Annotated in this window: 13 protein-coding genes; 6 read left to right on the top strand and 7 right to left on the bottom strand. The window is 63.5% G+C overall.

Translation table 11 applies throughout. The features are described 5' to 3' along the window. Positions 1-20: 20 nt before the first annotated feature. The 5 genes from DOM56_RS14105 (at position 21) to DOM56_RS14085 (ending at position 5,591) form a co-directional block, all read left to right on the top strand. Entirely contained in the window at positions 21-515 is a 495-nt protein-coding gene (locus tag DOM56_RS14105; RefSeq protein WP_110709771.1) for an oxidoreductase, read from the top strand. Next, positions 512-2,110 (top strand): GGDEF domain-containing protein, encoded by a 1,599-nt coding sequence (locus DOM56_RS14100; protein WP_157958244.1) that lies wholly within the window; start codon positions 512-514, stop codon positions 2,108-2,110. The genes DOM56_RS14105 and DOM56_RS14100 overlap by 4 nt, the downstream gene beginning before the upstream one ends. 195 nt (positions 2,111-2,305) lie before the next feature. Continuing rightward, positions 2,306-2,524 (top strand): DUF1656 domain-containing protein, encoded by a 219-nt coding sequence (locus tag DOM56_RS14095; RefSeq protein WP_110709769.1) that lies wholly within the window; start codon positions 2,306-2,308, stop codon positions 2,522-2,524. Further along, positions 2,524-3,522, top strand: a complete 999-nt coding sequence (locus DOM56_RS14090; protein WP_110709768.1) for an HlyD family secretion protein — start codon at positions 2,524-2,526, stop codon at positions 3,520-3,522. Before DOM56_RS14095 ends, DOM56_RS14090 begins: the two co-directional genes overlap by 1 nt. 5 nt (positions 3,523-3,527) lie before the next feature. Continuing rightward, on the top strand, positions 3,528-5,591 hold the full coding sequence (locus DOM56_RS14085) for an FUSC family protein (RefSeq protein ID WP_110709767.1): 2,064 nt from the start codon (positions 3,528-3,530) through the stop codon (positions 5,589-5,591). 30 nt (positions 5,592-5,621) lie between these two features. Here the strand turns inward: DOM56_RS14085 and DOM56_RS14080 are convergent, their stop codons facing one another. The 6 genes from DOM56_RS14080 to DOM56_RS14055 form a co-directional block, all read right to left on the bottom strand. Further along, positions 5,622-6,659, bottom strand: coding sequence for a proline racemase family protein (locus DOM56_RS14080; protein WP_110709766.1), 1,038 nt, complete (start codon positions 6,657-6,659; stop codon positions 5,622-5,624). Between the two features lie 19 nt (positions 6,660-6,678). Continuing rightward, on the bottom strand, positions 6,679-7,392 hold the full coding sequence (locus DOM56_RS14075) for an ABC transporter ATP-binding protein (protein WP_162302641.1): 714 nt from the start codon (positions 7,390-7,392) through the stop codon (positions 6,679-6,681). 53 nt (positions 7,393-7,445) lie between these two features. Further along, entirely contained in the window at positions 7,446-8,222 is a 777-nt protein-coding gene (locus DOM56_RS14070; protein ID WP_110709765.1) for an ABC transporter ATP-binding protein, read from the bottom strand. 9 nt (positions 8,223-8,231) lie between these two features. Then, entirely contained in the window at positions 8,232-9,245 is a 1,014-nt protein-coding gene (locus tag DOM56_RS14065; protein ID WP_232822310.1) for a branched-chain amino acid ABC transporter permease, read from the bottom strand. Position 9,246: 1 nt separating this feature from the next. Then, entirely contained in the window at positions 9,247-10,161 is a 915-nt protein-coding gene (locus tag DOM56_RS14060) for a branched-chain amino acid ABC transporter permease (protein ID WP_110602455.1), read from the bottom strand. 121 nt (positions 10,162-10,282) lie between these two features. Beyond that, positions 10,283-11,404 (bottom strand): branched-chain amino acid ABC transporter substrate-binding protein, encoded by a 1,122-nt coding sequence (locus tag DOM56_RS14055; protein WP_110709764.1) that lies wholly within the window; start codon positions 11,402-11,404, stop codon positions 10,283-10,285. Between the two features lie 532 nt (positions 11,405-11,936). Between DOM56_RS14055 and DOM56_RS14050 the strand changes: the two genes are divergently transcribed. Continuing rightward, positions 11,937-14,561 carry a membrane-bound PQQ-dependent dehydrogenase, glucose/quinate/shikimate family gene (locus tag DOM56_RS14050; protein WP_232822309.1) on the top strand — a complete coding sequence of 875 codons (2,625 nt, stop codon included), beginning with the start codon at positions 11,937-11,939 and terminating at the stop codon, positions 14,559-14,561. A 207-nt stretch (positions 14,562-14,768) separates the two neighbouring features. Here the strand turns inward: DOM56_RS14050 and DOM56_RS14045 are convergent, their stop codons facing one another. Next, positions 14,769-14,969, bottom strand: coding sequence for a hypothetical protein (locus tag DOM56_RS14045; protein ID WP_110709763.1), 201 nt, complete (start codon positions 14,967-14,969; stop codon positions 14,769-14,771). Between the last annotated feature and the right edge of the window lie 482 nt (positions 14,970-15,451).

The following is a 15,451-nucleotide window of genomic DNA, read 5'->3' as shown; positions in this document are numbered from 1 at the left end:
AAAGCCCGGGAAAAGCCATCATGTTGCGACCACTCATCGTCGGCATACTGATCGCGATATCGTCATTGGCGGCGAAAGCGGACGAGCCACCCTACCCCAAGGATATGCCGCTGTTGGCGCTCGTCGATTCCCACGGCCGGGTGCTGGCGTCGTTCACGCTGACGAGCCTTGAGGCGCTGCCCAGCCGCGAGGTCACGGGCTCGATCCCCGACACCAGCGATCCCGAAGCTCGCTGGTCGGGGGTGTCGATCAACGTCCTGCTGCGGAGCCAGTCGATCGCCGCGCCCGACAGGATGCTCGCCGTGGGTCTCGACGACTACAGCGACATCATTCCCCGTTCGGACCTGGAGAACTACGATCCCGTCGTCGCCTATCGCCGCAACGGCCACTATCTCGCCGTCGACCGTTATGGGCCGCTGGTCGTCATGTATCCCTATAGCGACTATCCCGAACTCCACGAACGCACCTACTACAGCCGCACCGTATGGCAGCTGAGCGAACTGCAGCTCCAGTGAGCGGATCAGACGTCACCAGGGCCGGCAAGGGCCGACGCTGGCCGGTCATGCTACTGATCGCGCTGGCCGGGACGATGATCGTCGCCGCGCTGGCGGGACTCAAGCTGATCTCGGAGAAAGGCAATGACTACGCCTCGCCCGGCCTGCATACCGAAGTGTGGCAGAGCTATCAGTTGCGTTCGGAGATACAGCGCCTGATCGATACCGCCCGCGCCGTCGACGCGAACCAGGCCGGCGCCGCCGCGCTGATCCTGCGCCTGGGGGTCATGCGCAACACCCTCGACCCTTTCCGCCACACCCGAGTCTTCGACTACCTGCCGCAACCCAGGCCCGAAGTGCATCGGACGATCGCCCGCCTCGACGCGCTCAGCGCGGACTGGGTGCAGCGGCTGGACTGGCACGACCAGGCCGGTGCAAGGCGAGTGGCCGCCGACATGCTGGCCGAGCTGCCGGGACAGTTGCGTCCGGCGCACGACCTGATCGTCGTCTCCAACATCGCCGTCGCGGCGCAACTCGACAGGGAACGCCAATCACTGCAGCGAACGTTTCACTGGCTCACCGTCACCCTGGTGCTGCTGGCCTGCGGCTGCCTCATCCTGGCGTTGCGCATCCTGAGCTCGCAGCGGCGCTCACGTCGCCTCGCCGAAGAGCTGCAGGCGCTCAACAGTTCGCTGGAGCGGCGCGTCCGCAGCCGCACGCACCTGCTGCACGAGCGCGAGGCACTCCTGCGCACGATTCTCGACTCGACACCGAGCGACGTCACCCTGATCAGCGCCGACCAGCGCCGGGTCTTCTACGTCAGTGAGGACCTGCTGGCCCAGACGGATACCCAGCGGGCGGAGGACTTTCATCTCGAGAAACTGTTCGAGAATGGCGATGACTATCGCCAACTCGTCTCGCAGCTGAGCCGCGGGGAGACCCTGCATCAGATGGAGGTCAGACTCTCCCCGCGTGCACCTTACTGGGCCTTGCTGAGCGCGAGACCACTGCGCATCCATGCGCAATCCGCGTGGCTGATCTGGAGCCTCGACATCACCCGGCGCAAGGCGATGGAGCACAAGCTGCAGCAGCTGGCCTCCACCGATGCCCTGACCGGCCTCTACAACCGGCGTGCGCTATGGCGTGCCGCGGTGACGCAACTGCGTCGGGACCGGCACGCCCCGCTGAGCGTGCTGCTGATCGACATCGATCACTTCAAGCGGATCAACGACGAGTATGGTCATCCGGTGGGAGATCAGGCGCTATGCACGCTGGCCCGCCAGCTCGACGAGCTGATGCAGGGTGACGCCCTGCTTGGGCGCATCGGCGGCGAGGAGTTCGCCGTCGTGCTCTCCGGCATGTCCCCGGAAGCCGCCGCGCTGGTGGCCGAACGCTTGCGCGCAACCGTCGCCGATACCCCGTTGGTGGTGAATGATGCCGTGACGCTGTCGATGACGCTGAGTATCGGCCTGACCCAGCGCCACGAGAGCGATAGCCTCAAGAGCCTGATGATGCGAGCCGACCGTGCGCTCTACCGGGCCAAGGCAGAGGGTCGCAACCGATGTTGCCATCTGCCTGCGATCGAGATGGCGCCCTCGGCGCTCGATGAGGCTTGAGAGGCCAGCCACGACCGCTTCACCGAATATCGGTCGGCGAGCCGGCGACAGAATGGCGTCGAACACTGCCGCTTGATGCTCGGGTCCTCGGTTTCCAGCTAGACTGCTCACTAGACGCGCCGCTCATGACTCTGACAACTATTTCAATAGCGCGCTAATATTATCCGTTCGTCACGCCACCGCTACAGGGAAAATATGGGTTTACAGGAAATCGCCGTTGGCGGGATCTTCATCAGTCCTCTGCTGATCTATGCCCTGTTCGGCTTCGTCGCGACCATCGTCCTGCGCTCATTGCTGCACTGGGTGGTCGGGCAGCGCGCGCTATGGTACGAAGCCTGGTTCGATGTCTCGCTGTTCGTGCTGTTCACTGCCGGTATCACTTTTCTGTTCTCCTTCCTGCTCGAGAGTACTTGATGCGCAATTCGCTACGTATCCTCATGACCCTCGTCGTCGTCGCTATCGCCGTGGCCGCCGGCATCTGGCTATGGAACTACTACCTCTTCACGCCGTGGACGCGTGATGCCCGGGTGCGCGCGGAGGTGGTCACCATCGCTCCCGACGTTTCCGGCTGGGTCCGCACGCTCAACGTCAACGACACCGGGTTCGTCGCCCAGGGCGATCCCCTGTTCGAGATCGATCCTGCGCGCTATCAGGCGGCCCTGGACCAGGCCCAAGCCACGGTCGAGAATCGCGAGGCGACCCTCCAGCTGCGTCAGACGGAAGCCCAGCGTCGCAACCAGCTGAGCAGCCGTTCGATCAGCGCGGAAGATCGTCAGATCGCCCAGATCAACAGCCGCGTCGCCGCCGCCAATCTGAAGCAGGCCCAGGCCGATCTCGCCAGTGCCAAGCTCGACCTGGAGCGCACTCGCGTCGTGGCGCCGATCAGCGGCCATGTGCTCAACCTGCAACTGGCCGCCGGCAACTACGTGACCCGCGGTACCCCGGTGATGGCGCTGGTGCAGTCGAACTCCTACTACGTCATGGGCTATTTCGAGGAGACCAAGATGTCCTCCATCGACGTCGGCGACCCGGCGGAAGTCATCCTGATGAACGGCGACACTCATCTGCGTGGCCATGTGGCCGGTATCGGCCGCGGCATCGCCGACACCAACACCACGCTCAACAATCAGCTATTGCCGCAGGTTCAGCCGACCTTCAACTGGGTACGGCTGGCTCAACGCATTCCGGTTCGGGTCACGCTGGACGATATCCCGGACGACACTCTGCTCAGCGCCGGGATGACCGCGACGGTCAGAGTTCAGCACACGGACGGCGATCATCCGGCCGAACCCGCCGGTGAGACCGCTAGCACCACCACCCCGCGCAGTCAGCCTGCCGATCGACGGCCGACAGCGCAGGTGCAGTCGACCGCCGAGATGCCGGCAGAGAACGCAACCGACGCGTCGCAGTGAGCACCATGCCACCGCTCGTCAAGACCTACCTGATGCCCGACGCCGCGGCGGTCAAATTCGCCATCAAGACCACCGTGGCGATGATGATCGCGCTCTACCTGGCGCTCTGGTTCAATCTCGATCGTCCCTACTGGGCGTTGATTTCGGCGGCTTTTCTGCAGATCCGACCCATGAGTGGCATGGTGATCGAGAAAGGCATCTGTCAGATCAGCGGTACCTTCATCGGCGCCGTGACGGGCATCGCCATCATGGCGCTTTTCGCCCAGGCCCGAGTGCCGGCGCTGATCACCCTGACGCTATGGATCATGCTGTGCACCTACGTCGGCTCGCTGTGGCGCAACAACTACACCTACGGCTGCCTGATGGCGGCCGTCACCGCCATGCTGATCGTGGTGATCTCCAATGGCAGCACGCCCGGTGGCATCTTCGACATCGCGGTGGCGCGACTATCGGAGCTGGGCCTGGGCGCCATCTGCGCCACCCTGGTCAGTTCGCTGCTGTGGCCGTCGCGGGTCGGCAAGCACCTCGCGTCACAGGCCGACACCGTCATCAACGAAGCGTTCGAGAATGCCGCCCTGCGGCTGGAGGCGAGCAGCGACATTCCCGCCATGCAGAAGGCATTGCGAGGTAGCCTCGGCCCGTTGACGGTACTGGAGACTGACAGCCAGGCGGCCCGATTCGAGGGGCCGGAGGGGCCAGGACGCATCCGTGCGACCCACGTGCTGACCCGACGAACGCTGCGCTTTCTGGCCAACCTCCAGGCGCTGCATCAGATGCTGCACGACCACGCCGACAAGCTGGATCCCCGCAGCATCGAGATCGCACGGCAGGTGGCCCAGGGCTTTCGCGAGGCGGAGCATGTCAAGGGCGTTCCCAAGGCGCGGCAGGAATTACAGGAACTTCGCCACCTCGTGCATGAGAGCGACGAAGCGGGCATGGCACCGCTGGACCGTCGCGCCCGACTGGGGCTGCGGGAATCGATCGGTCACGCCATGGTGATGCTGGATGCCCGCGAGGCGATTGCGTCACCCGGTACGCACAAGCTGCGTTCGACCTCGCTGGCCTGGCATCGCGATCATCTCGCCGCCGGCATCAACGCACTGCGCTCCGGACTGGTATTCGGCACGCTGGCCACCTTCTGGATTCTCACCGCCTGGAACAGTGCCATGGTCGCCATGCTGCTGGGGACGCTGTTCTCGTCGTTCTTCGCCAGTCGCGACAATCCGGTCGCGATCACCATGATGTTCTACAAGGGCATGCTCGCCGCCATTCCCAGTGCGTTCCTGTTCGGCCACGTGCTGCTGTCGCAGGCCAACGGTTTCCCGATGCTGGCGCTGCTGTTCGGCACGCCGCTGTTTCTGGGGCTCCTGGGCGCGACCAACCCGGCCACGATGGGCTACTGCCTGGCCTTCACGATCTTCAATATCCTGCTGACCATGCCCGGCAACAACATGGATTTCTCCTTCGACAGCTTCGCCAACCGGGCGGTGGCGGTGATCATCGGCCTGACCTGCGTGGCGATGGGTTTCCGGCTGCTGCCCGGACTGGGCACGCGGTTGCGCCGGCGTCGCCTGATCAACGCCATCTCCCGGGACATCCACCAGCTGCGGCGGCGTTCCATACGCGACGCCGAAACCCGCTTCAGTGGCCACATGGCCGATCGCATACTGCAGTTGGCGCAGCACGACGACATGCTGCCCGAAGACCAGCGCCACCTGTTCATCCTCGGTTTGACGGGTCTGGACCTGGGGACGGCGACACTGCGGCTGCGGGATCGGCTCGACGACGCCCCTCATCCCGTGATCCGGCGTGCCCATCGCCAGTTGCTGCGGGCGCTGGCCAGCGGCTTCGAGGAGAGCGCCAATGGTCGCCAGCCGCAGGGCATTCGCGAGGCAGGCAAGCGCCTGGACGAGGCCATTGCCGAGCATGGCGATGTCGCCGCCGATCGCCGGGTGCTTCTGGAGGGCCTGGTCGAGCGTCTCGAACTGGCGCTGGAGCGGCTGGGGCGCATCATGGCCGAGCGGCCACGTATCAAGCCCGATCGCCAGCCCGAGCCCGCGACATCCTGACCGCGGCCCACGCTCCGGCGAACCGGCGTTTCACCGCGCTCCGATTCGTGGCCAGGTATCGGCGAGCCGGTAGCCGCCAGGCCACGGATCCTGTGGATCGAGAGTGTACTGGTGGGTGCCGGTGATATAAGCACGGCCGCAGATCAGTGGCGTTACCGCCGCCACCTCGCCGACGCGAGTCGTGCCGTCGAGTCGGCAGACGAAACGGGAATCGATGATCGATTCACCGATGAAGGTTTCGTTCAACCCCAGCTTGCCTTGGGCATATAGCAACGCCATGCGTGCCGAACAGCCGGTGCCGGTGGGCGAACGGTCGAGCTTGCCGGGTTGAATCGCCACCGTATTGCGTCCCAGCCAGGCGTCGCCCTCCCGTATCAGCGGCGCGGCGATCTGGCAGAACGAGACGTGCCGCCAATCGGGATTGGTGGGGTGGCGGAACCCGAACTGCTCGTTGACCGCATTGGTGATCCGGATGCCGGCCTCGACCAGCTCCCGCGCCTCGTCCGGCACCAGCCGGAAGCCGAGATCCTCGGCGTCGACGATCACGAAGCTGTCGCCACCGAAAGCCGTGTCGACACGCAGCGTGCCCAGCCCCGGGACCTCCAGCTGCAGGTCCCGCTGGTCGACGAAGGCCGGCAGGTTGCGCACGGTGACATCGAGGACGCGGCCGTTCTCGCAGCGAGCAACGGCTTCTATCACGCCACCGGGAGCCTCGAGCACGAGATGGGTTTCCGGCTCTCGCATGGGCAGAATGCCGGTCTCGAGCAGCACGGTCACCACGCACAAACTGTTGGAACCGGACATCGGCGGCGTGTCTTCCGGCTCCATGATGATCCAGCCCATCTGCGCGCGGGGGTCCCTGGCCGGCACCAGCAGGTTGACGTGGCGAAAGACGCCGCCGCGCGGCTCGTTGAGCATGAAGTCACGCAGGGTCCGGTCGCGGGCGATCCAGCGCGACTGCGTCCAGAGTGTCTCCCCGGGCGGCGGCGCCACGCCGCCCACGATGACGTCCCCCACTTCGCCCTCGGCGTGACAGCCGACGACATGGATCACGCGGCTCGTCTGCATGTTCCCCTCCCGCGTTGCGCTACTCGCCCACCCCCAGGTAGGCCTTCACGATCGATTCGTCCTGGCGAAGTTCGGCAGCCGCCCCCTGCATCCGAATCTCGCCGTTCTCGATCACGTAGGCGTAATGCGCCAGGCGCAATGCCAGGCGCGCGTTCTGTTCGACCAGCAGGATCGTGGTGCCGGCCTCGTTGAGCCGCTTGATGATGCGCATGATGTCGGTCACGAGCTTGGGCGCCAGCCCCATCGAGGGCTCGTCGAGCAGCATCACGCTGGGGCCGTGCATCAACGCGCGCCCCATCGCCAGCATCTGCTGCTGGCCGCCGGAGAGCAGCGACCCATCCTGATGGCGACGCTCGTGGAGGATCGGAAAGAGTGCGTAGACTTCGTCCAGTCGTTGCCGACGCAACCCGCTGTCCTTGACCGTGAACGCGCCCAGTTCCAGGTTCTCCTTGACCGTCAGCCCGCGCAGGATGCGTCTTCCCTCGGGCACGTGAACCACACCACGCCGGGCGATCTCGTGGGCGGCCAGCTTGGCGATCGACTCACCCTCCAGCTGGACCTCGCCCCGCTGCGCCCGGACCAGCCCGGAAATGGTCTTGAGCGTGGTCGACTTGCCGGCCCCGTTGCTGCCCAGCAAGGTCACGATTTCGCCCTCGTGGACATCCAGCGAGACGCCCCGCAACGCCTGGATCTGACCATAGAAGGCTTCGACATCGCGGATGCCGAGACGCACCTTGCCTGGGCGCGAACCGATTGCCGCCGCGTCGGTCTGGTCAATGGTCTGTATCACAGTGCCAGCTCCTCGTCGTCCTGGCCGAGATAGGCCTCGATTACCTTGGGGTCGTTCTGCACCGAGTGGGGGTCGCCCTCGGTGATCAAACTGCCGTGATCGAGCACGCTGATGCGCTCGGAGACATTCATCACCAGGCTCATGTCGTGCTCGATCAGCAGCACGGCGATGCCGCGCTCGTCCCGAATACGTCGAATCAGTTCGATCAGCGCCTGCTTCTCGCCGCTGTTGAGGCCCGCCGCCGGCTCGTCGAGCAACAGGAGCTTGGGCTCGGTGGCCAGGGCGCGGGCGATCTCGACGCGGCGCTGGTGGCCGTAGGCGAGATTGGTCGCCAGCCGGTCCTGGTGCCCCATCAGGCCGACGAAATCGAGGCATTCGAGACTGGTCTCGAGAATCCGCCGCTCCTCGGCGCGCTGACTCGGCAGCCGCAGAATGGCCGCCAAGGCACCGGCCCGGCTGCGACAGTGCTGCCCCGCCATGACGTTCTCGAGCACCGACATCTCACGGAACAGCCGCACGTTCTGGAAGGTCCGGGCGATCCCCAGGCGGGTGACGGCATGAGGCTTGCGCTTGACGATCTGCTCGCCGTCCAGCGTGATGTCGCCCTGCTGGGGCCGATAGAAGCCGGTGATGACGTTGAACATCGACGTCTTGCCGGCGCCATTGGGCCCGATCAGGCTATGAATACGCCCCGCGGCGACGCCGAAGTCGACCTCGTGCAGTACGGTGTTGCCGGCGAAGCTCAGCGACACCTGTTTCAGTTGCAGCAGCATCGCTTTCCCCTATGAACGTTTCTCGGGCCAGATACCGCTCGGCCGGAACAGCATGATCAGCAGCAGCAGGACCGCGAAGATCAGCAGTCGCAAGGTGCCGAAATCGCGCAGCAATTCGGGCCCGAGCACGACGATGAACGCCCCCAGGATGACGCCGGGAATCTTGCCCATGCCACCCAGCACCACTGCCAGCAGAATCAGTACGGATTGCTGGAAGCTGAAGCTCTCTGGCGAGATGGCGCCCAGATTGACCGAGAAGAAGATCCCCCCGATCGCCCCGAAGATGGCGCCGGTCACATAGGCAGCCAATTTTGTCGCAACCCGGTTGATCCCCATCGCCTCGGCGGCATCCTCGTCGTGGCGCACGTAGAGCCATGCCCGGCCCAGACGGGAGTCGAACAGCCGCTGGCTGGCGACATAGGCAAGCACCGCCAGTACCACGAAGACGTAATAGAAGTCGATCGAGCTGTCGATGTGCCAGCCGAACAGCGACGGTTCCGGGATATGCGACAGCCCGCTGGCGCCGCCGGTGATCTCCAGGTTGCGCGCGGTAAAGCGCACGATCTCACCGAACCCCAGGGTCACGATGGCGAGATAGTCGCTGCGCAAGCGCAAGGTCGGCCCGCCGATGATGACCCCGGCGAGCGCCGCCGCCATCAGGGCAAAGGGGATCGCGGCCCAGAAATTGACGCCGAACTGCTGGGTCAGGATACCGACGGTGTAGGCACCGACCGCGAAGAAGGCGGCATAGCCGAGATCGAGCAGCCCGGCATAGCCGACCACGATATTCAGGCCCAGACACAGCACGACGTAGAGCAGCGCGTTGGTCAGAATGACGGTGGTGTACTGACTCGAGATCCACGGGGTGACGATCAGGATCGCCAGAATCGTGAGATGAAGCGCTCGCCGCCGCCCCGGCGATTCGAAGGCTGCATAGAGTTTCTGGAGTGGATTGCGCGGTTTCGCCCTGCCGGAATCGTGCTCGTCGACATCGGTGGGCGTCGGTGGCGAATGCTTGTCCATGTCACATCCTCTCCACTTCGGATTTGCCCAGCAGGCCGGTGGGTTTGAACACCAGTACCAGAATCAGGATCGAGAAGGTGAAGACATCCTTCCACTCACTGCCGATGAACGGGATATGAGTGCCGAACGACTCCAGCAGCCCCAGAATCAGGCCCCCCAGCATCGCACCGGTAATGCTGCCGATACCGCCGATCACCGCGGCAGTGAACGCCTTGAGTCCGATCAGAAACCCCATGAAGTACCAGATGCTGCCGTAATAGGCGCCAGCCATCGTCCCTGCGGCGGCGGCCAGTCCCGAACCGATGAAGAAGGTCACCGCAATGACGGCGGAGACGTTGATCCCCATCATCCGGCACATGTCCTTGTCGATGGAGACCGCGCGCATCGCCCGTCCGTATAGCGTCCTGGAGACGAACAGCTCGAGCGCGATCATCAGTACGGCGGCGGCTGCCACCAGCACGATCTGGTTGTAGGAGAGGAAAAGATTGCCGAGACTGATGCCGCCGAAGCCGAGATCGGTACTGAAGGCCGTGTACTGGCCGCCGGTCAGCGCCAGTGCGGCGTTCTGCAGTACCAACGAAACCGCCAGTGCGGTGATCAGTATCGACAGCCGCGGCGCGCCGAGCATCGGATGATAAGCCACCCGTTCGATCACCACCCCGAGGCAACCGACGGCAAGCATTGCCAGCAGCATGGCCACGAAGATGCCGAGCCAGCCGGCCCCGAGAAAGCCGGAGACCAGCGACAGCCCGCCGAACCCGGCGAAGGCACCGGTCATGTAGAGATCGCCGTGGGCGAAGTTGAGCAGCTTGATGACCCCGAACACCATGGTGTAACCGAGCGCCACCAGGGCATAGAAAGAGCCCAGCACCAGCCCGTCGACGAGCTGCTGCAGAAAAGAATCGTACCAGGTCATGGCTTTTGTCTCTGGCCAGCGAACAGCGGATGAGGAAGACGAACGCGGCGTTGAGATCAACCTCTACGCGGCGTTCCAACACCACCGGTCCGAGCGGAAGCCCGAACCGGTGGTGCAGCCGTCATTTTTCGTAGCGGGTCCACTTGCCGCCCTGCCCCTCGAGCACCACGAAATTGCTTCGCGCCAGGGTGTGCTGCGGCGTGAAGGAGATCGGACCGGCCAGCCATTCCTGGCCATCGGCACTATTGAGTGCCTTGATGATGGCATCGCCATCGGTGGAGCCAGCCTTGTCGATGGCCCAGGCCATCAATTGCATGCCATCGTAGGCGAGCGGCGCGTACGGCCCCGGCGCATTGCCGAATTTCGACTGGTAGTCGCTGGCGAACTGCTTGGCAGCCGGCAGGAAGTCGGCCGTCGGGTTGGAGAAGGCAAATACGCCCTCGGCGGCCTTGCCGGCGATATTGAACAGCTCCGGCGAGTTGGAACCGTCACCCACCGCGATGATGCCCTGGAAGCCGCGCTGACGTAGCTGACGAATCAGCAGGCCGCCATCGGCATAGTAGGCGGTCCAGAACACCGCCTCGGCACCGGAGCCCCGGATCTTGTTGACCAGGGCGGAGAAGTCCTGCTCCCCCTTGTTGACGTACTCGAAGGCGGAGACGGTATGGCCCGCGGCGGTCCAGGCATCGCGAGTCAGGTTGGCCAGGTCCTGCGAATAGGCGTCACCCTGGTTGACGATGGCCAGTTTCTCGATGCCCTTGCCCTCGAAGAAATCAAGCGCGGTCTTGGCCTGGTCGTCACCGGTGGAGTTGATCATCACCGCATTGCCAGGGTTGGCCGGGATCAATTGCGTCGAGTTGGCCGCCACGATGACGAACGGAATATTGGCATCGCCGTAGGTCTTGAGCGTCGGCTGAGTCGCCCCGGAGCAGTAACCGCCCACGACACCCACCACTTCCTGCGACGCCAGTCGACTGGCTGCGTTGACCGACTGCTGGGGGTCGCAGGCGGTGTCTCCGGAGATCAGCTCGATCTGGCGACCATCCAGCAGGCCGCCATCGGCGTTGATCTCGTCCGCGGCCAGCGATATGGCGTTGAACATGTCCTTGCCGTAGGTCGCCTCGGAACCGGTCGTCGGCGCCTGCACGCCGATGACGATCGGACCTTCCTGTGCCATGGCCAAAGACCCCGCGGCCAGACTCAGGGCGGTCGTAACGGTGACCAGCTTGAGAAATTTATTCATACAACGATTACTCCCTTCTGCGCTTATTGTTCGTTCGTACTGCAAAGGGGTCGGGCGTTGCGCCCTTCCGTTCGAGGCCGTGATCCAGGCGACGTTGAGTCATCCTGCCACGAAAAATTACGTTTCGACACCGAGCTTTTCGTCGACACTAGGCGTTTCGTATAAAATATACAAGAGACATGAAGAGCAATTTGAGCGTCAACTGAAGTCCCTCTTCGCGCGTTGGCCATTCGCCGATCCCGGGCGTGGGAGCGGGCAGTGAGAGGTCATCAAGCCTTGGGCATGGNNCCATGCCCAAGGCTTCGCAACAAAAACTCCATCATGCGAGTTCCGGTTGGCGCCTCGGCGAAGCAGACGCCTTCATCACCGCTAGCGTTTCGACCGTAGCGACAGCGCACGGGAGCTCCCGCCGCTTGGCGACTGTCACTAAGTTGCCTCCGGCAAATGGCGTCGAGTCGGCCCGTTTTCGGCCTGAATTCATCGTCAGCTTCCATTACCATGACTACGCTTATCCCATGCGACAGCTTGTCGCATGGGGTCATTGATCGCATCGGAGTGTGCGGTCACTCGGCAGTCAATAAGTCATTCAAGGGAGAGTTCTGTGGCCACTACGACTTCTTCCGGCGGCGCTGGCAGCGTGTTTGCCAAGCTCGTCGGAATCATTGTTGCGCTTGTCGGGCTGGCTTTGGGAGCCGGCGGCGCCTATCTAGCGACATTGGGCGGCTCCTGGTATTACCTGGTCGCCGGTGTACTGATGCTGATCGCAGGCATCCAACTGTTTCGCGGCAGGGTTTCCGGTGCCGCCATTTACGGTGTCGTCTTCGTAGGGACGTTCTTGTGGGCCGCTTGGGAATCGGGACTGAATTACTGGCGCTGGATTCCACGCCTGGATGTCGTACTGATTCTCGCCATCCTGGTAGCGCTCGTTACACCTGCGCTCAAAGACGGACCGACCCGCAAGACCGGCTTCTCCCTGGCGGGGGTTCTGTTCCTTGGCCTGGTCGTCGCGGGCGCATTGGCATTCGTTCCCGGTCGCGGCTACCAGCACCTCGAGGACGTCCCGGCGGTCGCTGACGAGTCCCTCTCGACGGACGTGGGCGATGCCCAGCCTGCCGATGTGCCGGCCGATGGAGACTGGGCCGCTTACGGTCGGGACTCCGCTGCGACTCGCTACTCACCCGCGGACCAGATCACCCCGGACAATGTGGGCGACCTGGAAGTGGCGTGGCAGTACCGCACCGGCGATATTCTGGATCACCGCTGGGGTGCCGAGACCACACCGCTGAAAGTCGGCGATGACGTCTTCCTGTGCACCTCTCGCAACATCCTGATCTCCCTGAATGCCGCGACCGGTGAAGAGAACTGGCGCTACGACCCGGTCGTATCGGAGGATGCGATTCCTTACACCGCCGCCTGCCGTGGCGTGACCTATTACGAAGTGCCGGAAGATCGCCTGGACCCATCCGCCGAATCGGCGACCGCCGATGAGCAGGGCGAACAGACAGCGGCGACCGACACACAGGAAGGCGACGACGGGACAGCGGGCGACGACACGCCGCAGCAGCCGGCCGTCGCAGCCAATGAAGAGCAAACCTGTCGCGCCAGGATCATCTCCGGCACCCTCGACGGTCGCATCATCGAGGTCGATGCCGCTACCGGCGAACCCTGCACCGATTTCGGCGACAACGGCCAGGTCGACATCAAGCGCAACATGGGCGAGACGCCGGATGGCTACGTGTCGATCAACTCGGCTCCCGTCGTCGTGCGTGACGTCGTCGTTACCGGCCACCAGGTATTGGACGGCCAACGACGTTATCCGCCGTCCGGCGTAATCAAGGGCTTTGACGCGGTCACAGGTGAGCTGCAGTGGGCATGGGACGCCGGGCGGCCGGATCAGAGCGAACCGCTGACGGGCGATGAAACCTACGTCCGTGGCTCGCCCAACATGTGGACCACCGCCGCCGGAGACAGCAAGCTGGGACTAGTCTATCTACCGATGGCCAACAGCGCTGCCGACTACTGGAGCAGCTCGCGGACGCCGGAAGAGAACGAATGGGCCAGCTCCATGGTCGCCCTCGATGTCGAAACGGGCCTGCCAAAGTGGCACTTCCAGACGGCGCACAAGGACGTCTGGGATTACGATCCCGGTTCGCAGCCGACCTTGATCGACTTTCCCACCGGTAACGGCAAAGTGCCGGCACTGGTCATGCCGACCAAGCAGGGCGATATCTACGTATTCAATCGCGAGACAGGTGAACTGCTCGGCGGTGGCGCCGAAGAGCGCCCGGTCCCACAAGGGGGTGCAGAACCGGAGCAGCGTAGCAAGACCCAGCCGTTTTCGCTCTACGCGACGCTGCGTCAGCCGGATATCGACGAGAAAGACATGTGGGGCATGACCCCGTTCGATCAACTGTTCTGCCGAATCCAGTATCGCCAGGCAAGCTGGAAAGGCATGTATACGCCGCCCACCGCCGAACAGCCGTGGATCCAGTACACCGGTTACAACGGAGGCTCCGACTGGGGCAGCGTAGCGATCGATCCGCACCGCGGTGTGATCATCGCCAACTATAACGACATGCCCAACTACAACGAGCTGGTGCCGCGCGATGTGGCCAACAAGCTCGGCTGGGTGCCGCGCGAAGAGCAGAAGGAAGACAGCGGCGGTGCGGAAGGCGCTGGAGACCCTCAGGCCAACACGCCTTACGCGATCAACGTCAATGCCGGCTGGCGCGTGCCCTACACCGGCATGCTGTGCAAGCAGCCGCCGTATGGCCACATCCGCGCCATCGATCTGGCGAGCGGCGACACATTATGGGATCGACCGCTGGGCACCGCCCGGGCCAATGGTCCCTGGGGTATCCGCTCAGGCCTGCCGATCGACATAGGGACGCCCAACAACGGCGGCTCCGTGGTCACCGCCGGCGGGCTGATCTTCATTGCCGCGGCAACCGACGACCTGATCCGTGCCATCGACATCGAGAGCGGCAAGACGATCTGGCAGGCACCGCTGCCGGCCGGTGGTCAGGCCAATCCGATGGTCTATGAAGCCAACGGCCGTCAATACGTGGTCATCGTCGCCACGGGCCACCACTTCATGGAGACTCCCACCGGGGACTACGTGATCGCCTACGCACTGCCGGAAGGTGAAGGTTCCTGATCGTCTGACTGGGTCATCCTGCCTGGGCGAGGTTTGGGCAGGATGGTTCCAGGCGACAATTCGTGGGACAACCATAAATGGCAGAAGCCCGAGCTCCACTGATGTGGGGCTCGGGCTTCTTGGTTGAGACCGTCCAGTAGGTTCGGTCTCTCCGAAGAGGCGGCAGCCGGTCTCTAGTTACCAGACTATCGCTACTTCATGACTGTATTAATTCTGTGCGTCTTCCGCTTTATCCTGAATGTTTTCACCCGCGTCTTCCATGGCGTCGCCAGCGTTATCCACGGCGTTGTCGACTGACTCTCCAGCCTCTTCGGCCGGACCTTCGTCGTTATCGCAGGCAACCACGCCAAAGGCCATAAAGCCTACCAGCATTGCCATCGCCATTTTTTTCAGTAGTTCGGTGCGCATCGAATCTTCTCCTTGGTAACAGCTTCCATGTATTGCCCACTCAACATAGCCGTTGATCGCGCAATCATCCAACGATAAACGCACCTTCCCCAATTCATCCTAATTGCCAGGCGGGCAATCTAAAGTTGTCGGTTTTTAGCGTCGCCAATCTTTTAATCCCCACCCGCGCAACGCAGACAGACAGGGTGCCTGGCAAGCGAGGCGTCACGAGCCCCGTAAATTGGAAGAATAAAAGCACCATCCCCGGTCCCCAGCCAGAGAAGCTGCGCTCCGAGCGCAAACGCGGGCTTACCGCGGAAGTCGCCTAGCCGAGCTCATGGCTCGTAGCTCGTGGCGCTAATCCGTCGGACAAAGCAAAACCCCAGCCTCGATCGAGACTGGGGTTGGGGATAGAAGCCAGATGGGGGGCTGGGCGGCGCTCCGCTACTCTTCAGGGAGACCCAAAACGAATGAACCCCGGCCAATGACCGGGGTTCGAAATA

It is taken from the genome of Salinicola sp. CR57 (assembly GCF_003206585.1).
In the GTDB taxonomy this organism is placed as follows: Bacteria; Pseudomonadota; Gammaproteobacteria; order Pseudomonadales; family Halomonadaceae; genus Salinicola; species Salinicola lusitanus.
Note: the sequence above shows the minus strand (reverse complement) of the source record. Positions and strands in the feature narration are given on the sequence as shown.